The organism is Pseudomonas sp. LBUM1656, from assembly GCF_059716065.1.
In genome coordinates this window covers 5,958,845-5,984,078 of sequence record NZ_CP166800.1, presented here as the reverse complement: position 1 = coordinate 5,984,078, position 25,234 = coordinate 5,958,845, and the positions used below count along the sequence as shown (strand labels likewise).

Annotated in this window: 20 protein-coding genes, 1 pseudogene and 1 riboswitch; of the genes and pseudogenes, 10 read left to right on the top strand and 11 right to left on the bottom strand. The window is 59.7% G+C overall.

What is annotated here, in order from left to right; translation table 11 throughout:
* Positions 1 to 79 precede the first annotated feature (79 nt).
* From ACA072_RS27140 to ACA072_RS27130, 3 genes are all read left to right on the top strand, one after another.
* A complete protein-coding gene (locus ACA072_RS27140) occupies positions 80 to 1,837 on the top strand; it encodes a flavin monoamine oxidase family protein (RefSeq protein WP_497621739.1) in 1,758 nt (585 codons plus the stop codon).
* Between the two features lie 265 nt (positions 1,838 to 2,102).
* Positions 2,103 to 2,654, top strand: coding sequence for a cytochrome b (locus tag ACA072_RS27135; RefSeq protein WP_497621738.1), 552 nt, complete (start codon positions 2,103 to 2,105; stop codon positions 2,652 to 2,654).
* A gap of 32 nt (positions 2,655 to 2,686) precedes the next feature.
* Positions 2,687 to 3,271 carry a YceI family protein gene (locus tag ACA072_RS27130; RefSeq protein ID WP_109635537.1) on the top strand — a complete coding sequence of 195 codons (585 nt, stop codon included), beginning with the start codon at positions 2,687 to 2,689 and terminating at the stop codon, positions 3,269 to 3,271.
* Between the two features lie 268 nt (positions 3,272 to 3,539).
* Here ACA072_RS27130 and rhlE2 read toward each other — a convergent pair whose 3' ends face one another.
* The 4 genes from rhlE2 to ahcY all read right to left on the bottom strand — a co-directional run bounded on the left by rhlE2 (position 3,540) and on the right by ahcY (position 9,106).
* The gene (rhlE2, locus tag ACA072_RS27125; protein ID WP_497621735.1) at positions 3,540 to 5,426 is read right to left on the bottom strand and encodes an RNA helicase RhlE2; all 1,887 of its coding nucleotides are present in this window, start codon (positions 5,424 to 5,426) and stop codon (positions 3,540 to 3,542) included.
* A 222-nt stretch (positions 5,427 to 5,648) separates the two neighbouring features.
* Positions 5,649 to 6,464, bottom strand: coding sequence for a substrate-binding periplasmic protein (locus ACA072_RS27120; protein ID WP_497621734.1), 816 nt, complete (start codon positions 6,462 to 6,464; stop codon positions 5,649 to 5,651).
* Between the two features lie 197 nt (positions 6,465 to 6,661).
* The gene (gene metF / locus ACA072_RS27115; protein ID WP_497621733.1) at positions 6,662 to 7,507 is read right to left on the bottom strand and encodes a methylenetetrahydrofolate reductase [NAD(P)H]; all 846 of its coding nucleotides are present in this window, start codon (positions 7,505 to 7,507) and stop codon (positions 6,662 to 6,664) included.
* Positions 7,508 to 7,696: 189 nt separating this feature from the next.
* Positions 7,697 to 9,106 (bottom strand): adenosylhomocysteinase, encoded by a 1,410-nt coding sequence (gene ahcY, locus ACA072_RS27110; RefSeq protein ID WP_462029669.1) that lies wholly within the window; start codon positions 9,104 to 9,106, stop codon positions 7,697 to 7,699.
* A gap of 23 nt (positions 9,107 to 9,129) precedes the next feature.
* Positions 9,130 to 9,232, bottom strand: a riboswitch (S-adenosyl-L-homocysteine riboswitch).
* 198 nt (positions 9,233 to 9,430) lie between these two features.
* Between ahcY and ACA072_RS27105 the strand changes: the two genes are divergently transcribed.
* Entirely contained in the window at positions 9,431 to 9,835 is a 405-nt protein-coding gene (locus ACA072_RS27105) for an acyl-CoA thioesterase (RefSeq protein ID WP_010466921.1), read from the top strand.
* A gap of 205 nt (positions 9,836 to 10,040) precedes the next feature.
* Positions 10,041 to 10,928: a formate/nitrite transporter family protein gene (locus ACA072_RS27100; RefSeq protein ID WP_497621731.1), complete on the top strand. Its 888-nt coding sequence runs from the start codon at positions 10,041 to 10,043 to the stop codon at positions 10,926 to 10,928.
* Here ACA072_RS27100 and ACA072_RS27095 read toward each other — a convergent pair.
* Positions 10,929 to 12,193: pseudogene (locus ACA072_RS27095) on the bottom strand (cation:proton antiporter). It abuts the gene before it with no gap.
* 169 nt (positions 12,194 to 12,362) lie between these two features.
* Complete coding sequence (locus ACA072_RS27090; RefSeq protein ID WP_497621730.1) at positions 12,363 to 13,532, bottom strand: MFS transporter; 1,170 nt, start codon at positions 13,530 to 13,532, stop codon at positions 12,363 to 12,365.
* Between the two features lie 309 nt (positions 13,533 to 13,841).
* Between ACA072_RS27090 and ACA072_RS27085 the strand changes: the two genes are divergently transcribed.
* Together ACA072_RS27085 and ACA072_RS27080 are read left to right on the top strand one after the other, a co-directional pair.
* Positions 13,842 to 14,675: an EamA family transporter gene (locus ACA072_RS27085; RefSeq protein WP_497621728.1), complete on the top strand. Its 834-nt coding sequence runs from the start codon at positions 13,842 to 13,844 to the stop codon at positions 14,673 to 14,675.
* A 40-nt stretch (positions 14,676 to 14,715) separates the two neighbouring features.
* Positions 14,716 to 15,099 carry an MAPEG family protein gene (locus ACA072_RS27080; protein ID WP_497621726.1) on the top strand — a complete coding sequence of 128 codons (384 nt, stop codon included), beginning with the start codon at positions 14,716 to 14,718 and terminating at the stop codon, positions 15,097 to 15,099.
* Positions 15,100 to 15,244: 145 nt separating this feature from the next.
* On the opposite strand, the gene mltA is transcribed toward ACA072_RS27080, so the two are convergent.
* Entirely contained in the window at positions 15,245 to 16,429 is a 1,185-nt protein-coding gene (gene mltA, locus ACA072_RS27075; protein ID WP_497621724.1) for a murein transglycosylase A, read from the bottom strand.
* Positions 16,430 to 16,557: 128 nt separating this feature from the next.
* On the opposite strand from mltA, the gene ACA072_RS27070 reads away from it, so the two are divergent.
* Complete coding sequence (locus ACA072_RS27070) at positions 16,558 to 17,007, top strand: c-type cytochrome (RefSeq protein ID WP_497621722.1); 450 nt, start codon at positions 16,558 to 16,560, stop codon at positions 17,005 to 17,007.
* A gap of 131 nt (positions 17,008 to 17,138) precedes the next feature.
* Here ACA072_RS27070 and ACA072_RS27065 read toward each other — a convergent pair whose 3' ends face one another.
* The 4 genes from ACA072_RS27065 to ACA072_RS27050 all read right to left on the bottom strand — a co-directional run bounded on the left by ACA072_RS27065 (position 17,139) and on the right by ACA072_RS27050 (position 21,730).
* Positions 17,139 to 17,534, bottom strand: coding sequence for a DUF1090 domain-containing protein (locus tag ACA072_RS27065; protein ID WP_109635517.1), 396 nt, complete (start codon positions 17,532 to 17,534; stop codon positions 17,139 to 17,141).
* Positions 17,535 to 17,631: 97 nt separating this feature from the next.
* The gene (gene ligB / locus ACA072_RS27060; protein WP_497621720.1) at positions 17,632 to 19,305 is read right to left on the bottom strand and encodes an NAD-dependent DNA ligase LigB; all 1,674 of its coding nucleotides are present in this window, start codon (positions 19,303 to 19,305) and stop codon (positions 17,632 to 17,634) included.
* A gap of 220 nt (positions 19,306 to 19,525) precedes the next feature.
* The gene (gene metK, locus ACA072_RS27055; RefSeq protein WP_010466931.1) at positions 19,526 to 20,716 is read right to left on the bottom strand and encodes a methionine adenosyltransferase; all 1,191 of its coding nucleotides are present in this window, start codon (positions 20,714 to 20,716) and stop codon (positions 19,526 to 19,528) included.
* Between the two features lie 18 nt (positions 20,717 to 20,734).
* Entirely contained in the window at positions 20,735 to 21,730 is a 996-nt protein-coding gene (locus ACA072_RS27050) for an ArsR/SmtB family transcription factor (RefSeq protein WP_497621718.1), read from the bottom strand.
* A 260-nt stretch (positions 21,731 to 21,990) separates the two neighbouring features.
* Between ACA072_RS27050 and tkt the strand changes: the two genes are divergently transcribed.
* Together tkt and epd are read left to right on the top strand one after the other, a co-directional pair.
* Entirely contained in the window at positions 21,991 to 23,988 is a 1,998-nt protein-coding gene (gene tkt, locus ACA072_RS27045) for a transketolase (protein ID WP_438658960.1), read from the top strand.
* Positions 23,989 to 24,179: 191 nt separating this feature from the next.
* The gene (gene epd, locus ACA072_RS27040) at positions 24,180 to 25,232 is read left to right on the top strand and encodes an erythrose-4-phosphate dehydrogenase (RefSeq protein ID WP_497449266.1); all 1,053 of its coding nucleotides are present in this window, start codon (positions 24,180 to 24,182) and stop codon (positions 25,230 to 25,232) included.
* Positions 25,233 to 25,234 lie beyond the last annotated feature (2 nt).

Genomic DNA, 25,234 nt, shown 5'->3' with positions numbered 1-25,234 from the left:
CTGACGTATTCTTCGCGGTTCTTTGAGTCGTCTGACTCGCAAAACCGCTATTTCCTCGTGTATTTCCGGAGTTCGCTGAATGTCTGCTGGTTGGCTGCGCGCCTGTGCGCTGGTGATGTTGGGGCTGTTCAGCGTGTCTGCGCTGGCCAAGGATAAAACGGCGATCGTGATCGGCGGCGGGCTCTCGGGCCTGACTGCCGCTTATGAACTGCAGAACAAAGGCTGGCAGGTGACCCTGCTGGAAGCCAAGCCGAACCTGGGCGGTCGCTCCGGCATGGCCACCAGCGAGTGGATCGGCAACGACAAGACCCAGCCGGTGCTGAACAAATACGTATCGACCTTCAAGCTGAGCACTACGCCAGCCCCTGAATTCGTGCGGACTCCGAGCTACTTGATCGATGGCGTGTATTACACCGCTGCCGACCTGGCTACCAAGGAACCGGCCACCGCCGAAGCGCTCAAGCGCTTCGAAAAAACGGTCGATGATCTGGCGCGTTCGATCGAAGATCCACAGAACCCTGCGGCCAACAGTACGCTGCATGCTCTGGATCAGATCAACGTCTCCAACTGGCTCGACCGTCTGAGCTTGCCTGCCACTGCACGTCAGTTGGTGAACCAGCAGATTCGTACCCGCTATGACGAACCTTCGCGCCTGTCGCTGCTGTATTTCGCACAGCAGAGCCGTGTCTACCGTGGCGTTTCCGACCGTGACTTGCGCGCTTCGCGCCTGCTCGGCGGTAGCCCGGTGCTGGCCCAGGCCTTCGTCAAACAGCTGAAAACCATCAAGACCAGTTCCCCGGTGTCGTCCATCACCCAGGACAAGGACGGCGTGACCGTCAAAGTCGGCAGCGTTGGCTATCAGGCTGACTACGTCGTGGTAGCGGTGCCGTTGCGTGCACTGAACAAAATCGTGATGACCCCGTCGCTGGATGCCCAGCACATGGGCGCCATCAAAGGCACCAACTACGGCTGGCGTGACCAGATCATGCTGAAGTTCAAGACGCCGGTGTGGGAAAGCAAGGCGCGCATGTCTGGCGAGATCTACAGCAACACCGGCCTGGGCATGTTGTGGGTCGAGCCGGCGCTGAAGGGCGGCGCCAACGTGGTGATCAACCTGTCCGGCGACAACGCGCGCGTGATGCAGGCGTTCGGCGACAAGCAGATGGCCGACCAGGTACTGATTCGTCTGCACGCGTTTTATCCACAGGCGCGCGGTTCGTTCACCGGTTATGAAATCCGCCGCTACAGCACCGACCCGTCGATGGGCGGCGCTTACCTGGCCTTCGGCCCGGGCCAGATCAGCAAGTACTGGCGCCTGTGGGAACGTCCGCTGCAACGTGTAGCGTTCGCTGGCGAACACACCGACACTTTGTACCCGGGCACGCTGGAAGGCGCATTGCGCACCGGTCAGCGCGCGGCCAGTCAGGTTGAAGACCTGGCGGCGGGCAAATCGTTTGAGCCTGTGAAGGTTGTTCCGGCAGCGACCGCTGTAGCAGCGGGTGCGGTGGCGGCGAAAAAAGGTAACTTCTTCACCAACCTGTTTGGTGGTTCGGATGACAAGCCGGAACCGGTCAAGGCGCCAGAGCCAGTGGCTCCGGTCGCTCCGACACCGGCCCCAACGCCGGCACCGACTCCAGCCCCTGCACCGGTTGAAGCGCCGAAGCCAGTGGTTCCGGCGAAAGCCGAGCCGGCCAAGAAAGCCCCGGTGAAAAAGCCTGCTGCCAAGACCGAAGCCAAAAAGGCTCCGGCCAAGGCACCGGCGAAGAAAGCTGAACCGGCGAAAAAAGCAGCGGCCAAACCCGCAACGACTCCGGCAACGGAAACCAAAGCGCAGTAAGCTTTTGGCAGTCAAAGAAGCGCGGCAGAAATGCCGCGTTTTTTTTTGCCTGAAGGAAACCCATCACAAGAATCGAATAAATCTGGTGGCGCAGGTGTTCCTTGGTTGCGCTTCATTTTTTCTTACATATTGGTCTTTAATCTTTCCTTAACTGATCTATTTCAGACTCTTGATCGTATTTCTCGATATTTCAAAGCGAAATTTTCCGCTTTAATTCGATAGATAACTCGATAGTCTTGGTCGCAGTTCTCACAGGATTTGGGCAATGCAGCTACGTAACTCTTCTTCCCGCTACGGTTGGGTCAGCATCTTCATGCACTGGGGCGTGGCGCTGGTGGTCGTTGGTTTGTTTGCGCTGGGCTTGTGGATGGTCGGTCTCGACTACTACAGCACCTGGCGCAAAGACGCGCCGGAATTGCACAAGAGCATTGGCCTGGTGTTGTTGGCCGTCATGGTCCTGCGGGTGTTGTGGCGTGTTGTCAGCCCGCCACCGCCGACACTGGAAACGTATAGCCGCATGACGCGTCTTGGCGCCAGGTTCGGTCATTCGTTCCTGTACCTCAGTCTGTTTGCTGTGATGATTGCCGGATACCTGATTTCCACCGCAGACGGTGTCGGGATTTCGGTGTTTGGCCTGTTTGAAGTTCCTGCACTGGTTTCCGGACTACCGGACCAGGCAGACACCGCCGGTGTGATTCATCTGTATCTGGCGTGGGCGCTGGTAATTTTTTCCGGTCTCCATGCGTTGGCAGCATTGAAGCACCACTTTATCGATCGTGATGCGACCCTCACTCGAATGCTGGGCCGCAAAGCCTGAAGTTCAACCTCGACTCCAAAGGAATAGAAAGCATGTTGAAAAAAACACTCGCTGCTCTGGCAATCGGTTCGGCTCTGCTGTCCGCCAACGTGATGGCGGCTGACTACGTCGTCGACAAGGAAGGCCAGCACGCCTTCGTTGACTTCAAGATCAGCCACCTGGGCTACAGCTACATCACCGGTACCTTCAAGGACATCGACGGCACGTTCAGCTTCGATGCTGCCAAGCCTGAAGACAGCAAGATCGAGTTCAACGTGAACACCGCCAGCGTGTTCACCAACCATGCCGAACGCGACAAGCACATCGCCAGCAAAGACTTCCTGAACGGGTCCAAAGCCAAGTTCGTCTCCACCAGCGTCAAATCCACCGGCAAAAACGCCGCTGGCAAAGACACTGCCGACGTGACCGGCGACCTGACCATCCTTGGCGTGACCAAGCCAGTGGTGGTCAAGGCCACTTTCCTGGGCGAAGGCAAGGATCCATGGGGCGGCTACCGTGCTGGCTTCGAAGGCACCACCAGCATCAAGCGTTCCGACTTCGGCAAGCAGAAAGACCTGGGCCCAGCGTCCGATGCGGTCGAGCTGTACGTTTCGTTTGAAGGTGTGAAAGCGAAGTAATTTTCGCGCCTGACACAAAAACGCCCCCGGCCTCACGGTCGGGGGCGTTTTTTGTTGCCGGACATAAACTTCAGTCACGCCACAAATCCCCTGTGGGAGCGGCGGTGCGACGACTCGACTTGCTCGCGAATGCGGTTGAACATTCAACATTGATGTCGACTGTCCTGCCGCCTTCGCGAGCAAGCCCGCTCCCACACTGGTTTTGCGTCAGGCATAAAAAAATGCCCCGGATCGTGAGATCAGGGGCATTTTTCATTGCAGCGTCAAATCAGCGATTGCGAGTCAGCAACGCTGGCTTCTCACCACGTGGACGGCCAGGCAGTTGATCCAGTTGCTCAGGCGTCGGGAACCGATCGGTTTTCGACTCTTTATGGATGATCTTCGGTGCCGGGCCGCGCGGGTTCTGTACGGCAGGTTCCGAACGCGGCTGGTCGTCGGTGCGGGCCGGGCGACGGTTGCGCGACTCTTCGCGACGGGCCTGACCGTCACGTGGAGCGCCATTGCGTGGACCGCTGCGCTTGGCCGGCGGCGTGCCGGTGGTCGCGCCATCACTGCTGCGCGGACCGCTTTGGCGACCCTGAGGCTTGCCGCCGGTGCGTGGAGCACCTGCGCCAGCGCCTGCTGCCGAACCTTGTGCCGGAGCACTAGGACGGCGGCCACGGCCTTGAGCCGGTTTGGCTTGAGGCACGTAGTCGACGCGGTTACCGAAGTTATCGATATCGTCGTCCAGGAACTCATCCGGAGCACGATCAGCCGCAGCCGCGCGTGGTGCCGGGCGCTGTTGCTCGCGAGCCGGGGTGCCTTCGCGTGGCTTGTGTTCACGGGCCGGGCGATCGCCACGGGCAGTGGCTGCAGGTTTTTCCTTGCCGCCCTTGTCCTTGCCTTTGTCTTTACGACCGCCGCCACCGCCGGTGCCGTTCGGGCCGTCGCCGCGCGGGCCACGTGGGTTGCGCGGGTTACGCACATCCGGACGCTCGCGGACTTCCGGTTTCTCGGCTTCTACAGCACTGGAGTCGAAGCCCATCAGGTTGCCGTCGGCAATCTTCTGCTTGGTCATGCGCTCGATGCTTTTCAGCAGCTTTTCTTCGTCCGGAGCGACCAGCGAGATCGCCTCACCCGAACGACCGGCACGGCCGGTACGGCCGATACGGTGAACGTAATCTTCGTCGACGTTCGGCAGCTCGAAGTTGACCACGTGTGGCAACTGGTCGATGTCGAGGCCGCGAGCGGCGATGTCGGTGGCGACGAGGATGCGCACTTCACCGGCCTTGAAGTCGGCCAGGGCTTTGGTGCGCGCGTTCTGGCTCTTGTTGCCGTGGATCGCGACGGCGCTGAGGCCGTGTTTGTCCAGGTACTCGGCCAGACGGTTGGCGCCGTGCTTGGTACGGGTGAACACCAGGACCTGTTCCCAGGCGCCAGCGGTGATCAAGTGCGCCAGCAACGAACGCTTGTGGTTGGCTGGCAGGCGGAAGACGCGTTGCTCGATGCGCTCGACCGTGGTGTTCGGCGGCGTGACTTCGATGCGTTCCGGGTTGTGCAGCAGCTTGCCGGCAAGGTCGGTGATGTCTTTGGAGAACGTCGCCGAGAACAGCAGGTTCTGGCGTTTGCTCGGCAGACGAGCCAGGACTTTCTTCACGTCATGGACGAAGCCCATGTCGAGCATGCGGTCGGCTTCGTCCAGCACGAGGATTTCCACGTGGGACAGATCGACGCTGCCTTGGCCGGCGAGGTCGAGCAGGCGGCCAGGGCAGGCCACCAGCACGTCAACACCACGGGACATGGCCTGAACCTGCGGGTTCATGCCGACGCCGCCGAAGATGCAGGCGCTGACGAACTTCAGGTCACGGGCATAGACCTTGAAGCTCTCGTGGACCTGGGCCGCGAGTTCGCGGGTAGGGGTCAGGACCAGTACGCGCGGTTGGCGCGGGCCGTGACGCTGGGATTTGTCCGGGTGACCGCCCGGAAACAACCGCTCCAGAATCGGAAGGGCGAAGCCGCCGGTTTTACCAGTACCTGTCTGAGCCGCAACCATCAGGTCGCGACCTTGCAACACGGCGGGAATAGCCCGCTGTTGCACCGGAGTAGGCTCGGTATAGCCCGCTGCCTCGATGGCGCGGACTAAAGCCTCGGAGAGACCGAGGGAAGCAAAGGACATGAGTAATCCTGTTTTAGTTAGGGCTTGGCCCAATGGGAGTCTTGCCTGGCGCGAATGGCGTTTAAGAGGAACGCAATCCCGTCCGGTCCTGCTGGGCCTTGAAAGCTCGTCTGGAGCGCTCGCGCGGGCTGAAAAGCTGCGCTGTAGCGGATCGAGATGCCTTGAACAAGTCCGAGCGTCCGGGCGTGAGCCTGGCGGGAACGCCGGAGTATAACAGAGCAATCACTGCGCGCCGCTTTCCTGCTGCTCAACGGTTTTTACCGTGGCCGTGGTGGCCGTGGTGGCTTGCCCTCCGGTGCCGGGACCCGCGCCATAACGGGCGCTCAGCTCAGCGTAGGCGGGCTCGCGCTTGAAACGCTTGAGCTCGGCACCGAAGCGCTGCACCAGCAAATCCATGCCGGCGTTGCGGCGTACCGCCAAAAACTGGCTCTGATGGCTGATGACAGTCGGGTTTTCAGTGATCTTGTCGCGGATGTCCAATTCGTCGAGCAAATGCTGGCCGACCCGGCGATCGGTGATCAGCAGGTCGATCCGCCCGCGAACCAGTTTGCCGAAGTTGGCTTCATGGGTCGGCGCCGGCTCCCGGGTGAACTGGGTCGATTCGCTGAAATCCTTGCTGTAGAGATAGCCCGGCGAGGTGCCGATGGTCAGGCCTTTGAGGTCGTCCAGGGTGCGGAAGGGATGGGGGCGCTCGTTGGCGTAGAACATCACGAACTCGACTTCCGACAGCGGTTCGCTGGGATAGAGCAAGGTGGCGTCGCGTTCATCGCTGTGAAAGATGTCCAGCGCGCCATCCGCCTGGCCCGTTTCGAGCATCGACAGGCAACGTTTCCACGGCAGGAACTGCCAGTCCACTTCTATCCCCAGGCGTTTGAAGACGATGTCCGTGGTTTCGTAATCCAGGCCCAAGGCTTTGCCGCTTTCCTCATAGACATAAGGTGCCCACGGCTCGGTGACAATGCGCAGCTTCTCGCCCCGGGCAGCGAAGCTCAGGCAAGAGAAAAGAAACACGGTGAGTAACTGTGCGATCAGAGGCATGACTTGAGATTACGACGAGAAGTCACAAAGAGCCAGAAACCGGATCCACAAGCTCTATCTCCGTGTGTTGCTGCACAATAAAAGTGCGCTGAATGCAAAAGATCGCAGCCTCGTTTCACTCGACAGCTGCTACAGGGAAATGAGCACTCTGTAGCAGCTGTCGAGTGAAGCGAGGCTGCGATCTCTTGATCTTGCTCTTAGCGCGGCAGCTTCAAATTGTTCCACACCGCCAGGCTCGCTTCGGCCTGATTCAGTGTGTAGAAATGCAGCCCCGGTGCGCCACCTTGCAGCAGGCGATCGCACATTTCGGTGATGACTTGTTCCCCAAAGCCTTGAATGCTCTGGGTATCGTCGCCGTAGGCTTCCAGTTGCTTGCGGATCCAGCGCGGGATTTCTGCACCGCAAGCGTCGGAGAAGCGCGCGAGCTTGCTGTAGTTGGTGATCGGCATGATCCCCGGCACGATCGGGATGTTCACGCCCATCGCCCGCACACGCTCGACGAAGTAGAAATAGCTGTCGGCGTTGAAAAAGTACTGGGTGATCGCACTGTTGGCGCCAGCGTTAGCCTTGCGCACGAAGTTGTTCAGATCGTCTTCGAAATTGCGCGCTTGAGGATGCATCTCCGGATAAGCGGCGACTTCGATGTGGAAATGATCACCGGTTTCTTCACGAATGAATTCAACCAGGTCGTTGGCGTGGCGCATTTCGCCGCTGGCCATGCCCATGCCCGAAGGCAGGTCACCGCGCAGGGCAACGATACGCTTGATGCCGGCAGCCTTGTATTGCGCCAGCAGGCCGCGCAAGTCGTCCTTGCTGTCGCCCACGCAGGACAGATGCGGTGCGGCCGGGACTTTGACTTCGCTTTCGAGCTGCAACACGGTATTGAGCGTGCGATCACGGGTCGAACCGCCAGCGCCGTAGGTGCAGGAGAAGAAATCGGGGTTGTACGTGGCCAGCTGACGGGCAGTGGCGATCAGCTTTTCATGCCCAGCGTCGGTCTTCGTAGGGAAGAACTCGAAGCTGTAGCGACGGTCTTGGGACATGGGAATACCCTTGAAAACGCGTAAGCCAGAGGCTTGCACATCCCATGAGAGGGCGGGCTTTTGTGGGAGCGGTGCTTGCCCGCGATGGCATCACCTCGGTGTAACTGAAACACCGAGGCGCCTGCATCGCAGGCAAGCCAGCTCCCACAAAAAGCCCGCTCCCACAAGGGAGAGCAGGCTGCAGGTCGATCAGTAGCGGTAAGCGTGCGGCTTGAACGGGCCTTCGACGGTCACGCCGATGTAGTCGGCCTGGGTCTTGGTCAGTTGAGTCACAACACCGCCGAAACCGCGGACCATTTCCAGGGCCACTTCTTCGTCGAGTTTCTTCGGCAGTACTTCAACCGTCAGGCGCTCGGCTTTCTGGGCTGGCGACAGGTCGGCGTACTTCTGGCCGAACAGGAAGATCTGCGCCAGAACCTGGTTGGCGAACGAACCGTCCATGATGCGGCTTGGGTGGCCAGTGGCGTTACCCAGGTTAACCAGACGGCCTTCGGCCAGCAGGATCAGGTAGTCGTCGTTCTGGGCATCGAATGCGCCAGCGCCGGTACGGTGAATTTTGTGAACCTGTGGCTTCACTTCTTCCCATGCCCAGTTCTTGCGCATGAAAGCGGTGTCGATTTCGTTGTCGAAGTGGCCGATGTTGCAGACAACAGCGCGCTTCTTCAGGGCTTTGAGCATGTTCGCGTCGCAAACATTGACGTTGCCGGTGGTGGTCACGATCAGGTCGATCTTGCCCAGCAGCGCTTTGTCGATGCTCGCTTCGGTGCCGTCGTTGATGCCGTCGATGAACGGCGAAACCAGCTCGTAGCCGTCCATGCAGGCTTGCATGGCGCAGATCGGGTCGACTTCGGAGACTTTAACGATCATGCCTTCCTGACGCAGGGACTGAGCGGAGCCCTTGCCCACATCACCGTAACCGATGACCAGCGCTTGCTTGCCGGACAGCAGGTGGTCGGTACCGCGCTTGATTGCATCGTTCAGGCTGTGACGGCAGCCGTACTTGTTGTCGTTCTTGCTCTTGGTCACCGAGTCGTTGACGTTGATGGCCGGGATTTTCAGCTCGCCCTTGGCCAGCATGTCCAGCAGGCGGTGAACGCCGGTGGTGGTTTCTTCGGTGACGCCGTGGACGCGGTCCAGGATCGCCGGGTATTTCTTGTGCAGCAGCTCGGTCAGGTCGCCGCCGTCATCGAGGATCATGTTGGCATCCCAAGGCGCGCCATCTTTGAGGATGGTTTGCTCAAGGCACCACTCGTACTCTTCTTCGGTCTCGCCTTTCCAGGCGTAAACCGCGATGCCGGCAGCAGCGATAGCAGCAGCGGCCTGGTCCTGAGTCGAGAAAATGTTGCAGGACGACCAACGCACTTCGGCACCCAGGGCAACCAGGGTTTCGATCAGCACGGCAGTCTGAATGGTCATGTGGATGCAGCCGAGGATCTTCGCGCCTTTGAGCGGCTGCTCACCGGCGTATTTGCGGCGCAGACCCATCAGGGCTGGCATTTCGGATTCGGCGATGATGGTTTCGCGACGACCCCAGGCAGCCAGGGACATGTCGGCCACTTTGTAATCGGTAAAATCTGCAGGCGTGATAACAGCGCTCATGATGAGCCTCCATTCGTAATGTATGCGAATGGGCGCCGTTGTGCGTTTAGTGTCCGACCGATCATGGCCAGTCAACGCCCCATCCGAGCCTGACAGGTCGAACCTGCTGCAGCGCCCCTCGGACAGGTGGCGGGAAAACGGTATCAATCGAAGATGACCGTTTTGAAACGGTGGCGATTATAGCGGGCTATTCTTATCTTCCAAAGCGTTTCTGTCAGTCAATGTCCGAACGGTAATCGAGACCATAGTCGATGCTCAATAGAGCTCTAGGCCGGGCTCTGCCATGATGCCCCCCATCATTCGGCAAGACGCTCAGGAGTGAATATGAATTTCCACACCCGCAAATGGGTAAAACCCGAAGACCTCAACCCCAACGGCACGCTGTTCGGCGGCAGCCTGTTGCGCTGGCTAGACGAAGAAGCGGCGATCTACGCCATCGTCCAGTTGGGCAATCAGCGTGTGGTCACCAAGTACATTTCCGAAATCAACTTTGTCAGCGCCTCGCGCCAGGGCGACATCATCGAACTGGGCATCACGGCCACCGAGTTCGGTCGCACCTCGATCACCCTGAAGTGCGAAGTGCGCAACAAGATCACCCGCAAAAGCATCCTGACGGTCGACAAGATTGTTTTCGTCAATCTGGGTGAAGACGGCTTGCCCGCGCCACATGGCCAGACCGAGATCAAGTACGTCAAAGACCAGTTCAAGGATGACGTCGCCAGCGAGTGAGATCGGCGGCGCGCCCTTCGCGAGCAAGCCCGCTCCCACATTAGATCTGCAGCGGACGCAGTTTCTGTGAACGACTTAGTTTAAGTGTGGGAGCGGGCTTGCTCGCGAAGACGGTCTACCGGTCAGCGATGATTTGGCGGACCACTGAACAGCTCCGAACCGCGCGTGTCGTACCTACATGACACACCACCGGTTCCGGAGCTTTATGGACGCCAAGAAAGAAGGCAAGACCCCAAACCTGTCGCCGGAAGAACGGCACGAGGTCGACAAGAACCAGCCACCGCGCGCCGCGGTGCTGCACGAAATCATCCGCACCCAGGGCGATATGGAGCTCGAGCGCAGCGTCGCTGCCTTGTGGTGGTCGGCCCTGGCCGCCGGCCTGACCATGGGCCTGTCGCTGATGGCCATGGGGCTGCTCAATTCCCGACTGCCGGACGGTGAAGGCTTCAAGGTGATCGCCAGTTTCGGCTACTGCGCAGGTTTTCTCGCGGTGATCCTCGCCCGTCAGCAGTTGTTCACCGAGAACACCCTGACGGCTGTGCTGCCGATCATGACCAAACCCACGCTGAACAATTTCGGGCGGTTGCTGCGCCTGTGGTCGGTGGTGCTGGTGGGCAACCTCTGCGGCACGTTGCTGGTGGCCTACGTGATGCTGCATCTGCCGATTTTCGACAGCAAGACCGATCTGGCTTTCCTCGATATCGGGCGCAAGATCATGGAGAACGACGCCAGCCAGATGTTCGCCAAAGGCATCGTCTCAGGCTGGATGATCGCCACCATGGTCTGGATGATCCCGTCCATGGAGAGCGCCAAGATGTGGATCATCATCCTCATCACCTACCTGATGGCGTTGGGGGATTTCACCCACATCGTGGTCGGTTCGGCGGAGGTCTCGTACCTGGTCTTTGCCGGCCAGTTGCCGTGGAAGGATTTCTGGCTGGTGTTCGCCGGGCCGACGCTGGCGGGGAACATCATCGGTGGCAGCTTCATCTTCGCGCTGATCAGCCATGCGCAGATCCGCAGCGAGAGCGGACCGCCGAAGAAGACGGCGGATCAGGGCCAGGCGCCCGATCCGCAGAAGAGCAAAAAATAATCAGTGATGCTCGGCCTGTGCCGCTGGCACAGGCTCATCCCGGGTCACGTGCTTGACCAGTCTGCCGATGCTCAAACCCTGCAACAGGATCGACGACAGCACCACGATGTAGGTGATGCTCAGCAGCAAGTCACGCTCCGGACCCAGCGGCAAGGCCAGGGCCAGTGCTACCGAAACACCGCCGCGCAAACCACCCCAGGTCAGAATCCGGATCGTCCCGCGCGGGACGGTGCGCCAGCGACGCAGCAACACAATGGCAGGCGCGACCGTCAGCAGGCGCGACAGCAAAATCGCCAAGGCCAGCAAGCTCGCGGCCAGCACGTGCAGCCAGTTGAATGGCAGCAGCAACAGCTCCATGCCAATCAGGGCGAACAACAGGGCGTTGAGCATGTCGTCGAGCAGTTCCCAGAAACCGTCCAGGTACTTGCGCGTCATGTCGTTCATCGCCAGGTTGCGGCCGAGGTTGCCGATGATCAGACCGGCAACCACCATCGCGATCGGTGCGGAAACGTGCAGCTCCGACGCCATGGCCGAGCCGCCGATCACCAGCGCAGGGTGAGCATGACTTCGATCTGGTGTTGCTCGATGCTCTTGATCATCAAGTACACCAAGTAACCGATCAGTCCTCCAAACAGCACGCCGCCAATCGCTTCGTGGGCGAACAGCATGGCCGTGGCGCCGACGGTCGGGGTTTCGCCGAGTTGCGCGATGCCCAGCAACACGGTGAACACCACTACGGCTGTGCCGTCGTTGAACAGCGACTCGCCGACGATGGTGGTTTTCAGAGGCTTGGACGCATTGGCGGTCCGCAGCACGCCGAGGACCGCGATCGGGTCGGTGGGGGAAATCAGTGCGCCGAACAGCAGGCAATAGAGGAAGCTCACGTGCCAGCCGAACAGGGCAAAAATGTAATAGGCGAGGCTGCCGATTACCGCGGTCGCGATCAATACGCCGAACGTCGCCAGTAAACCGATGGGCCAGCGATAGCTGCGCAAATCATTCAAGTTGACGTGCAGGGCGCCGGCGAACAGCAGGAAGGACAGCATCCAGTTCATCAGCAGATCACCGAAGTCGATCTGGCCGATCAGCTGTTGCACACGTTCTTCGAGACCGGGGTAGCCGATGAAACTCAAGCCTTGCAGCAGCAGGGAAAACATCAGCGCGGTGACCATGACGCCGATGGTCGGGGGCAGGCCGATGAAGCGGAAGTTCACGTAGGTGAGGAGTGTGGTGAGGCAGATAAAGGCAGCGACAAGTTCGAGCATCCGGGGTCCTTGGATGGAGAGGTAGGGGAACGGGAGTTCAGTGTTGGGCAGTTACACCGCGTCAACTTCTTCGCGAGCAAGCCCGCTCCCACAGGGATCTGTGAACGACGCAAATCCAATGTGGGAGCGGGCTTGCTCGCGAATGCGTTTTCATGGGCGACACAGCCATTCAGCCGGACACATTGACCGCAGCCACCCCGCGACGTTGCAGATAGATGTAGAACAGCGCAGTCAGCACTGTCAGGCCACTGACCAGCGCCCCGGTCCACGGCAGGTCCGCCAGATCGGCACCGCTGGCAACCACCAACCCGCCGATCCACGCCCCCGCCGCATTACCGAGGTTGAAGGCGCTCTGGTTCAGCGTCGAACCGAGGTTCGGGGCTTCATGAGCCTGATCGATGATCAGCAGTTGCAGGATCGGGCACAGGGCAAACGCGAAAATCCCCCACAGCACCAGGGTGATCGCCGCCGGAATCACCGAGTGACTGGTCTGGCTAAAGGCAGCCAACACCACCGCTACTGCCAGCGCCATGCCGACCAATGAAGGCAGCAATCGGCTGTCCGCCAGGCGACCGCCGAGCATGCTGCCCGCCGTCAATCCCACGCCAAACAACAGCAGCATGATCGTCACGCCATGCGGGCTGACACCGGTGATGTCCTGCAGGATCGGTGCGATGTAGGTGAACACGCTGAACAGGCTGGTCGACGCCAGCACGCTCATGCCCAACGCCAGCAACACATTGACCTTGCCCAGCACTTTGAACTCGCTGGCGAGGTTGGCCTTGTCCATTGCGATGTCCTTTGGCAGCCAGGCCCACTGCGCGATCGCTGCAATGACACCGATCACGGAGACCGCCCAGAATGTCGAACGCCAGCCGGCGTATTGCCCGAGCGCGGTGCCCAATGGCACGCCGAGCACATTGGCCAACGTCAGGCCGGTGAACATCATGGCGATGGCCTGTGCCCGTTTGTTCGGGGCAACCAAACCTGCCGCGACCACCGAGCCGATACCGAAGAACGCACCGTGGCACAGCGCGGTGACCACTCGCGCGGCCATCAATGTGGCGTAGTTCGGTGCCAATGCGCACAGCACGTTGCCGAGGATGAACATTAGCGTCATGCCCAGCAGCGTGGCTTTGCGCGGCATGTTGGCGGTGCCGATCGCGAGGATCGGCGCGCCGAACACCACGCCCAGGGCGTAGCCGGTGATCAGCAGGCCGGCGTGGGGAATGCTCACGGCGAGGTCGCGGGCGACGTCGGGCAGCAAGCCCATGATGACGAATTCAGTGGTGCCGATGCCGAACGCGGCAACAGCGAGGGCAAGCAAGGCGAGTGGCATGCGCAAGGTCTCTGTCGGTAGTCTTGACGCTGTGATCAGGCATACGCATGCCGATGACCGTTCTCGAAGAGAGCGGGCAGGGGCAGAAATTATTGGAATTGGTCTGTGCGCAACTGAGTGCGGCGTGGTCGCTTGCAGTATAAACAGCTGCTGACCTATGGCGAATCAATTATCCAGCTGAACTCCGTAGCAGCTGTCGAGTGAAACGAGGCTGCGATCTTTTGATCTTGATTTTCCAGGATCAAAAGATCGCAGCCTCGTTTCACTCGACAGCTCCTACAGAGGTCGGGACAAAATAAGGAGTATGCCGTGCTTGCAACGGCTCTGGTGTTGGTGGCGGCGCTGTTGCACGCGGCGTGGAATACCCTGATCAAGTTCAGCGCCGAACGGTTGCTGGTGGTGGCGTGCATGGACAGCGTTGCGATGCTGTTTGTCGCCCTGATGCTGCCGTTCGTGGCGCTGCCACCGATTGAAATCTGGCCTTGGATTCTGGCGTCGGCGGCGTTCGAATTGCTCTATCGCTATCTGCTGATCCAGGCCTATCGGGTCGGCGACCTCGGTTTGGTCTATCCGCTGATGCGTGGACTGTCGCCGCTGGTGGTGCTGGCACTGACGCTGATATTCGCCGGGGAAGTGCTGACGAATCAGCAAATCTTCGGAATCCTGTTGATCCCGTTTGGCATGCTGTGCCTGCTCTGGCAGGGCGGCGGCGGGGCGCGTCTGCCGTGGTCGATGTTGCCGGTGGTGGCGCTGATCGGCCTGTGCATCGGCTGCTACACCTTCATCGATGGTCAGGCGTTGCGGCGCTGGTCGCACCCTCTGGATTATCTGGTCTGGGTCACGCTGCTCAGCGCCTGGCCGTTCCCGTTGCTGGCGCTGGTGCGCAAGCGCCCGGCGTTCATGCTGTTCTGGCGTGAACAGTGGCGACTGGGGCTGGCAGTCGGGTTCTGCGTGTTGTTCAGCTACGCTCTGGTGCTGTGGGCCATGCAGCTGGGGTCGATTGCGGAAGCGGCGGCGTTGCGCGAGATCAGCGTGATCCTGGTGGTGCTGTTCGGCATGCGCTACCTGAAAGAACCTTTCGGCAGGCCAAGGCTCATAGCCTGTGGGCTGGTGCTGGTCGGTATTTTGGTGATGAAGTTCTGACGGGTACTCAACATTCTAAAACTAAAGAAAGGACTGCTTTATGACGGTTGCTCTGTGGTGCATTTTGATTGCGATCTGCCTGCCCTATGTATGTATTGGCATCGCCAAGGCCGTTGGCGGGTACAGGCTGGCTGACAACCATGACCCCCGGGACTTTCTCGAGTCGCTGAATGGTTTGGGTCGACGCGCACTTGCGGCGCAACTGAACAGTTTTGAAGTGACCCCGGCGTTTGCGGCGGCGGTGATCGTTGCGCATCTGGCGGGTAATGCCGAGCTGGTGACGATCAATGTGCTGTCGGTTCTGTTTATCACCAGCCGGTTGCTCTACATCATTTGCTACCTGGCGGACTGGCATATTTTGCGGTCGTTGGTGTGGTTTGTGGGGATGGGGTTGATTGTCAGTTTCTTTGTGGTTTCTGTCTGAAAGTTCTTCGGTGATTGTGCCGACCTCTTCGCGAGCAAGCCCGCTCCCACATTTGATCTTCAGTGCACATCTGATTTGTATGTGACCTGGATTAAATGTGGGAGCGGGCTTGCTCGCGAAGGCGATGCATCAGCCACCATAGAACTCAAGGATTTGTCTTCACCGCATCGGCAACTTGAGGCACTTGCGGCAACGCCGCGCCTTTAGGCCACAGCATCCAGATCTGCCCTTGCTGTTTCATGTCGCCGGCCAATTGCCCGGCGGCCTCGCCGGTGCCCCAGAACAGATCCGCACGCACTTCGCCAGCAATCGCACCGCCGGTGTCTTGCGCCGCCACGGGCCGTACCAGTGAGGTGCCGTCCGGTTTAGTGGTGGATAACCACAACAGACTGCCCAGCGGAATCACCTTGCGATCCACTGCCGCGCTGTAACCGGCCGTCAGCGGAACGTTCAGCGAGCCGCGAGGCCCTTCGTTGCTGTCCGGATTACGAGTGAAGAACACATAACTCGGGTTGCTGCCCAGCAGTTCCGGAATACGCGACGGATTGGCCTTGGCCCACGTGCTGATGGCACCCATGGTCACGTCTTCTTTCTTCAGCTCGCCTTGCTCCACCAGCCAGCGCCCGATCGGCCGGTACGGATGGCCATTCTGGTCGGCATACGCGATGCGCAGTTGGCGGCCGTCGTCGAGCTGGATGCGCCCTGAACCCTGGATTTGCAGGAATTGCAGGTTCATCGGATCGGTCAGCCAGGCAACCACTGGCGCCTTGACCCCTTTGGTCTCAATCGTTGCTGCATCGTCGTAAGGCTTGAGTACGCGACCTTCGAGGCGTCCGCGCAGACGTTTGCCTTTGAGTTCCGGGTAGATGCTGTCGAGGGAGACGATGATCATGTCCTCGGGCACGCCGTACACCGGAATGTTCGCCGCTTCGGTCTGGGTCAGGCTGCCGGGGTAGACCGGTTCGTAATAGCCGGTGATCAATCCGTTGGGATTGTCATTGGCGGCGCGCAGACCGTAGACATCGAGGTTCTGCTTGAGGAAGCTGCGAATGTCATTGGCAGTTTGCGGCACATTGGCCGAAGCCGCGCAGGTCGAACCCCAGACGGGGTCGGCCTTGAGTCGGGTGCAGGCGCTGCGCCACGAACCAAAACCGGCGACCAGATCGTTGTCGGACACGGCCGGCAGTGATTCCCAAGTGGCGCTGGAGTAGGTCGCCAGCGCGTGGGTTTTAGGGGTGTTTTTATCGCCGCCGGTGCAGCCAGCGAGCACGGCCACCATTGGAAGAGTCCACGCGAGGTGGTGACGCCATGCCTTGAAACGGCTGTTCATGGAGTAATTCCTTTGCCGGTTGCCTGAGTGCTCCATGCGCTCAAACAACCCGTATTGATAATAGGGCTATTGGTCTTTGCCGATGACGCGAGGATACTGGCCGCCGTTTCCCGTGACCTGAAGCCACCATGACTCTTAAAAGACTTTCTGTTGTATTGCTGGCCTGCCTGAGCTTGTCTGCCTGCGGTGGTGTCGATCCGAATTCGCCGTTGGGCCAACGCAAGGCGATCTTCAAACAGATGCTCAAGACCGGCGAAGACCTGGGCGGCATGTTGCGTGGTCGTATCCCGTTCGACGGTCCGAAATTCGAGGCGGGCGCCGTGAAACTCGACACCTTGTCCCGTGAGCCGTGGAAACACTTTCCGCAGGTGCGTGAAGAAGATCACACCAGCGCCAAGGACAATGTGTGGCAGCAGCAGACACGCTTCCAGGAAATGGCCCGCACCCTTGAAACCGCCACCGGTGAATTGGTGATTGCCAGCAAGGTTCAGCCTTACAAGGCCAGTAACCTTGGGCCGGCGGTGCAGAAAGTAGAAGATGCGTGCAGTGCCTGCCATAAAGAGTTTCGGGATCATTGATTCTCGGTGTTCTGGCTGGCGCTTTCGCGAGCAAGCCCGCTCCCACAGGGGAATGCATTCCAAATGTGGGAGCGGGCTTGCTCGCGAAGGCAGTCTGAAGATCGACGCAGCAATCTGAGCGTTACCTCTTTTTATTTATCCAGCTCATCGAGCGCGTCCTGCAATTCCTTGCGGGACTCGGCGAGTTTGTCTTTGCGTTTGTTGATCTTCTCCGGATCGCCTTTCTTCATGGCCTTGTCCAGGTCGGCCTGACGCTTGCTGACTTCATGCTTGGCGTCGAGCACCTTGTTTTCCCGTTCCTTCTTCAGCGAGGCATCGGTGCAATGGGCGGTGACTTCGCTCAGGGCGGTTTCGAGGCCGGCCTGCTGTTCGGCGTTACCGTGGGATTTGGCCAGTTCGATCTGATTGATGATGCCCTGTTTCTTCGCGGCGCAGCCGGTCAGCTCAGGGGCTTCTTCGGCGGCCATCAGGGGAGCGGCCATCACGCTGCAAAGGGTCAGCAAGGCGAGCGGTGAAAGAAATTTCATAAAAGCTCCATGTGCAAAGACAATCGAGTCGATGTGGCGATGGGCGTTTGAGCCCGTCGGCACCTTTGGGTTCCCGGGCTGCCGGATGTCTCGGCGTTTAAAAGCCGTCAATCCCGGCCATACGTAATGTTTGACTCAGTGCCAGGACGTGCGGGTCGCGGAAAAAGGCGTTTAATTGCGCCGCGCGTCCCGGGCCAATACCGGCTTCTGCCTGCCATTGTTCGGTGTTTCGATCCGCCAGTTCCTGCCATGAATCGGCAAGCAGTGCCTGGCCGGTGGGTGGCAACCCCAAGGCTTTGAGCCAGCGAGCGAACGGACGTTGCCGGGCGCTGTTGAAGCTGTTTAAAAGGCGAGCCGCGCTGCGTTCGCCGAAGCCATCAATGTTAGCAAGCTCTTGAGCATCGAGGGTCAACCAATCCAGCAGGCTGTTGAGGCGGCCTGTTTCGAAAAGTTTCTCCCAGGTGCCAGGGCCGAGATGAGGCAAAGCGAGTCCCTGCTTGCTGCTGAGCCAGGCCAGGCGTGCGAGGAATTGGCTCTCGCAGCCTGATGTCGGTTGCCAGCAACTCAATTGATGAAAGTCTGCTGCCGATGGCACGGTCAATTCAGTGCGTTCGGTGCTGCGCAGCACGACGCCATCGAGCCTTGGAATGGTCAGGCCCGCCAGGCTGATGGACACTTGATCCCCGGGGCGGATATCCAGTTCCTCCCAACGTCGCAGGGAGCTGACGCTCACACGCTTGATCTGTCGGTCATCGAGCTTCACTGGCGTGAGCTCCAGCACGGGTGTAATTCGGCCCGTCCGCCCGATCTTGAAGTGGACCTTGCGCACTTCGGCCAGTGCCTGGGCGAAGGGATACTTCCACGCGACGCTCCAGAACGGCGGTCGCGCCTGCCAGCGTTCGGCGGGTGGACGCTGACTTTGCCGCAGAACGACACCGTCACTGGCGAAGGGCAAGGGCGTGCGATACCAGTGATCGCGCCATCGTTGCGCATCGACGAATCCCTTGATCGGCTGACTGTAAGGCGCCGTGCTCGGAAAACCCATTTCATCGAGCGCCGCCACGCGGTCCGGCAAGCTTGCCGGACCTTGCGGCCAATCCCAGACAAACAACCCGATACCACCGGCCTGTTCGGCACTCAGCTCTTTGCGCGCCATCAGCCCGGCCACCGTGGAGCGGGCGTTGAGGCTGCCTGCCTTGGCTTGCACATGGTCGGTCAGGCGCCAATAGAGTTCGCCTTGCACCAGTAGATTCAAGGGTTGCGGCAGTTGTCGGGGGATGGCGGGGATCAGTCGCGCCGAAGCGGTCCAGTCCTGGCCATTCAAGCCGTCACCCCGACTGATCGCCTGATGCAGCAAGCCGTTGCGATAGATCAACGTCACGGCGGCGCCGTCGACCTTGGGTTGTATCCAGATGTCATTGCGCTCGCGTAGCCAATGCTCAACCGCCTGACCATCGCGCAGTTTTTCCAGGCCCGTGTGGGCGATGGGGTGGGTAATCTTGCCGCCCGCCGTGCGCAAGGGGTCGGGCGCCAGACTCAAATCAAAACATTCACGCCATTCGCTTAATCGTGTGCGGGACTGGTCATAGATTTCGTCGGCGATCAGTGAGCGTCCGTTGCGGTGGTAGTTGTCGTCCCAGAAATCGATCTGTTTTTGCAGGGCCGTGATTTCGTCCAGGGCACGGGCGGGGGACCAGTCGGGGCAATTGTCGGCATTTGAGTTCAGGCAAAACAGGGTCAGTAACAAAGCGGAAAACAGGCGCAGAAGCATCGTGAGCGTCCTTGCTCAGAGGTGATGCTTTCAAGGTTAGTCAGCTTTAGGGCGTCGGCAGCGAGGATGTTTTTCGGTGTGTTTCAAGACAAAAGAACGCAGCCTCGTTTCACTCGACAGCTGCTACAGGAATCTCTGTAGCTGCGTTCTATCGAATTGCGCGCAATAAAAAGCCCCGCACGGCGAACCGTGCGGGGCTTTTGGTACCGCCAGGAAAGTCTTACAGGCCGGCTGCAGTACGCAGGTCGTCGGCGCGGTCGGTCTTTTCCCAGGTGAAGGTGGTGAAAGTGTCTTCGCCCACAGTCTTGGTCGCCGGGGTGCGACCGAAGTGGCCGTACGCAGCGGTTTCCTGGTACATCGGGTGCAGCAGGTCGAGCATGGTGGTGATCGCGTATGGACGCAGGTCGAAAATTTCGCGAACCAGTTTGACGATCTTGTCGTCGCTGATTTTGCCGGTGCCGAAGGTGTTCAACGAGATCGAAGTCGGCTGGGCAACACCGATCGCGTAGGAAACCTGGATCTCGCAACGCTCGGCCAGGCCGGCAGCAACGATGTTCTTGGCCACGTAACGACCGGCGTAGGCCGCCGAACGGTCAACCTTCGATGGATCTTTACCGGAGAACGCGCCGCCGCCGTGACGGGCCATGCCGCCGTAGCTGTCGACGATGATCTTGCGACCGGTCAGGCCGCAGTCGCCAACCGGGCCGCCGATGATGAACTGGCCAGTCGGGTTGATGTGGAACTGGGTGTCTTTGGTCAGCAGTTCGGCAGGCAGCACGTGCTTGACGATCAGCTCCATCACGCCTTCGCGCAGGTCTTTGTACGATACTTCAGGGTTGTGCTGGGTCGACAGAACAACGGCGTCGATACCGACAACCTTGCCGCCTTCGTAACGGCAAGTCACTTGCGACTTGGCGTCCGGGCGCAGCCAAGGCAGCAGGCCGGATTTACGGGCTTCGGCCTGGCGCTGCACCAGCTGGTGCGAGAAGGTGATCGGTGCTGGCATCAGCACGTCGGTTTCGTTGCTGGCGTAGCCGAACATCAGGCCCTGGTCGCCGGCGCCCTGATCTTCAGGCTTGGCGCGGTCGACACCCTGGTTGATGTCAGGGGACTGCTTGCCGATGATGTTCATCACGCCGCAAGTGGCACCGTCAAAGCCGACATCGGAGCTGTTGTAGCCGATGTCCAGAATGACGTTACGCACGATTTCTTCCAGGTCGACCCAAGCCGACGTGGTGACTTCACCTGCAATGATTGCCACGCCGGTTTTGACCAGCGTCTCGCACGCCACACGGGCGAACTTGTCTTCAGCAATGATGGCGTCCAGCACCGCATCGGAAATCTGGTCGGCGATTTTGTCCGGATGCCCTTCGGACACGGACTCGGAGGTGAAGAGGGAGTATTCGCTCATCTCGATTTTTTCCTGAATTTACCGATGGTGAGTGTCGCCAGCCGGTCGCTGAAAATGGCGGACCTGGATCTGGAAACCATTACGTAAGCCTACATAGAGGCTTTCCCCGGGAACGAGTCCCGCAGCGGTGGCCCAACGGGCCAAATCGTCCTGTTCAAACCCCAACCACAGATCACCGCAGGCCTCCCTGGCCCAACTCTGGTTGTGGCTACATAACTCTGTCACGAGCAGGCTACCGCCCGGTTGCAGCAAGTCGGCCATGTGCTTGAGCGCTTCGGCCGGCGCGGCGAAATGGTGAAGCACCATATTCAGCACAACGCAATCGGCCTTGAGGCTGACGCCATTCAATGCATCGGCCAGTTGCAGGCTGACGTTAGCCAGCGTTTCACGTTCGCAGACCTGACGCGCCAGATCGAGCATCGCCGGGCTGTTGTCCAGCGCCGTGACCTGGGTGAAACGGCGCGCCAGTTCCGGCAGGAACTCACCGTCGCCGGGGCCGACTTCGATGGCCGTCGCGCCGTCACCGAAACTCAACTTGTCGAGCAACGCCACCACGCTTTCGCGGTATTGCGGCAGGCCGGCGATCAAGTCTTGCTGGGCGCGAAACTTCTCCGCGACCCGTGAGAAAAAGTCCTGGCTGGCCGCCGCTCGTTGCCCATGGACCTGAGCGATCCGCGACTGCACATCAGCCGGCAGGGTCAGGTTGTCCACTTCTTCCAGCAGCGCAGCGTGCAGCTTGCCGCCCAGCAGATCGGTGTGGGGCAGGGCGCGACGGTAGAAAATCGCGTTGCCTTCACGGCGAGTCGCCACCAGGTCGGCCTGGGCCAATACCTTGAGGTGGTGACTCATGCCGGACTGACCCATCCCGAAGATCTGCGCCAGTTCCAGTACACCAAACGAATCGTTGGCCAGCGCGCGCAATACATTCAGCCGCAGAGGATCGCCGCCGGCCTTGCACAAGGCCGCCAGCTCATCGCAATCGTCATGTCGAATGGAAGGCACGCGTAAATTCATAAGGCCAGCAGTCTAGTGACGGGCAGAAATCATCGCAAGGGCAATATCAAAAAGTTTTGATATTGGTCGATAGATGGCACTTCCAGACGTTAGGTTCAGTCAACAAACGAACTGCAGAAAGGTTTCATCAGTCGAAACCGCTGTTAACAATTGGAAAAACGCCTCCAGATGACTATCTGTCATTGCCCCGAGGCGGGTGGGTGAGGGAAAATGCTCGCCTTTTTTCCGTTTCGTTTTATTCAAACCCTAGGAGATCAGCGATGCCCAGCCGTCGTGAGCGTGCCAACGCCATTCGTGCCCTCAGCATGGATGCCGTGCAAAAAGCCAACAGCGGCCATCCCGGTGCCCCGATGGGTATGGCGGATATCGCCGAAGTACTTTGGCGTGACTACCTGAAGCACAACCCGAGCAATCCATCGTTCGCCGACCGTGACCGCTTCGTGCTGTCCAACGGTCACGGCTCGATGTTGATCTACTCGCTGCTGCACCTGACCGGCTATGACCTGTCGATCGATGACCTGAAAAGCTTCCGCCAACTGCACAGCCGTACCCCGGGTCACCCGGAATTCGGCTACACCCCAGGCGTTGAAACCACCACCGGTCCACTGGGCCAAGGCCTGGCCAACGCCGTAGGTTTCGCCCTGGCTGAAAAAGTCCTGGCGGCGCAGTTCAACCGTCCTGGCCACAACGTTGTCGATCACCATACCTATGTGTTTCTGGGTGATGGCTGCATGATGGAAGGCATTTCCCACGAAGTCGGCTCCCTGGCCGGTACTTTGGGCCTGGGCAAACTGATCGCCTTCTACGACGACAACGGCATCTCCATCGATGGCGAAGTCGAAGGCTGGTTCACCGACGACACGCCTAAGCGTTTCGAAGCCTACAACTGGCAGGTGATCCGCAACGTCGACGGTCACGATCCGGAAGAGATCAAGACCGCCATCGAGACCGCGCGCAAAAGCGATCAGCCAACCCTGATCTGCTGCAAGACCACCATCGGTTTCGGTTCGCCGAACAAGCAAGGTAAAGAAGACTGCCACGGCGCCCCGTTGGGTGACGCGGAAATCGCTCTGACCCGCGCTGCACTGAAATGGAACCACGGTCCGTTCGAAATCCCGGCTGACATCTACGCCGAGTGGGACGCCAAGGAAGCCGGCCGCGCGGCCGAAGCCGAGTGGGATCAGCGTTTCGCTGCCTACTCCGCTGCTTTCCCAGAGCTGGCCAACGAACTGGTCCGTCGTCTGGGCGGCGATCTGCCGGAAGACTTCGCCGAAAAAGCCTCGGCTTATATTGCTGAAGTCGCGGCCAAAGGCGAAACCATCGCCAGCCGTAAAGCCAGCCAGAACGCACTGAATGCCTACGGCCCGCTGTTGCCTGAACTGCTGGGCGGCTCCGCTGACCTGGCCGGTTCCAACCTGACCCTGTGGAAAGGTTGCAAAGGTGTTTCGGCTGAAGACGCCAGCGGCAACTACATGTACTACGGCGTTCGTGAATTCGGCATGAGCGCGATCATGAACGGCGTGGCTTTGCATGGCGGTCTGGTGCCTTACGGCGCGACTTTCCTGATGTTCATGGAATACGCCCGCAACGCGGTGCGCATGGCCTCGCTGATGAAGAAGCGCGTGGTGTTCGTCTACACCCACGACTCCATCGGCCTGGGCGAAGACGGCCCGACTCACCAGCCGATCGAGCAACTGACCAGCCTGCGCAGCACGCCGAACCTCGACACCTGGCGTCCAGCCGATGCCGTTGAATCGGCGGTTTGCTGGAAAGAAGCCATCGAACGAAAGGACGGCCCTTCGGCGCTGATCTTCTCGCGTCAGAACCTGCAGCATCAGGAACGCAGCGCACTGCAGATCGCCGACATTGCCCGTGGCGGTTACGTGTTGAAGGACTGCGAAGGCGAGCCTGAGCTGATCCTGATCTCCACCGGTTCGGAAGTTGGCCTGGCGGTTCAGGCTTACGACAAGCTGACCGAGCAAGGTCGTAAAGTGCGCGTTGTTTCGATGCCTTGCACCAGCGTGTTCGATGCTCAGGACGCCGGCTACAAGCAAGCAGTTTTGCCGTTGCAGGTCAGCGCCCGTATCGCTATCGAAGCCGCTCACGCGGACTTTTGGTACAAATACGTGGGCCTGGAAGGCCGCGTGATCGGCATGACCACCTTCGGCGAGTCGGCGCCTGCGCCAGCCTTGTTCGAAGAGTTCGGCTTCACCCTGGAAAACATCCTGGGTCAGGCTGAAGAGTTGCTGGAAGACTAAAGCACTACGCGGTGGTTTATGACCACCGCGCTCCCTTGTAGGAGCTGTCGAGTGAAACGAGGCTGCGATCTTTTGATCTTGCTTTCAAAAAGATCAAGATCAAAAGATCGCAGCCTCGTTTCACTCGACAGCTCCTACAGGGAAGTGTGTTGTTAAAGAGAATTCGTCTGCCTGCGTCTATCGAGAACCCCATGCCTCAACCGCGTCCTTACAAAGTTGCACTCAACGGCTACGGCCGGATTGGTCGTTGCGTCTTGCGTGCGTTGTTCGAGCGAGGCTCGACGGCTGGGTTTGAAATTGTCGCGATCAACGATCTGGCTGACATGGCCAGCATCGAATACCTGACACGCTTCGACTCCACTCACGGGCGTTTTCCCGGTGAAGTGAAGGTCGACGGCGATTGTCTGCATATTAATGGCGACTGCGTGAAGGTCCTGCGCAGTGCCACCCCCGAAGGCATCGATTGGGCGTCCCTGGGCGTCGATCTGGTGCTGGAGTGCTCCGGCGCTTATCACACGCGTGCCGATGGCCAGCGGTTCCTCGACGCCGGCGCGCCACGGGTGCTGTTTTCCCAGCCGATGGCCAGCGAGGCGGATGTCGACGCCACCATCGTCTACGGCGTGAACCAGGATTGCCTGACCGGCGACGAGTTGCTGGTGTCCAACGCGTCCTGTACCACCAACTGCGGCGTGCCGCTGTTGCGCCTGCTGGATCAGGCCATTGGTCTGGAATACGTGTCGATCACCACCATCCACTCGGCAATGAACGATCAACCGGTCATCGACGCCTATCATCACGAGGACCTGCGCCGCACGCGTTCGGCGTTCCAGTCGGTGATTCCGGTGTCCACTGGTCTGGCGCGTGGCATCGAACGCCTGCTGCCGGAACTTGCCGGGCGAATTCAGGCCAAAGCCGTGCGGGTGCCGACGGTTAACGTGTCTTGCCTCGACATTACGATGCAGACCGTCAGCGACACCGACGCCACCGAGGTCAACCGGATTCTGCGCGAGGCTGCCACCAGCGGCCCGCTCAAAGGTCTTCTGGCCTACACCGAATTACCCCATGCAAGCTGTGATTTCAATCATGACCCACATTCGGCCATCGTCGATGCCAGTCAGACCCGAGTTTCCGGCCCACGGCTGGTGAACATCTTGGCCTGGTTCGACAACGAATGGGGTTTTGCCAACCGAATGCTGGACGTTGCAGAGCATTATCTGCAAACAGCAGCCTCTCCAAAACAGTAGGA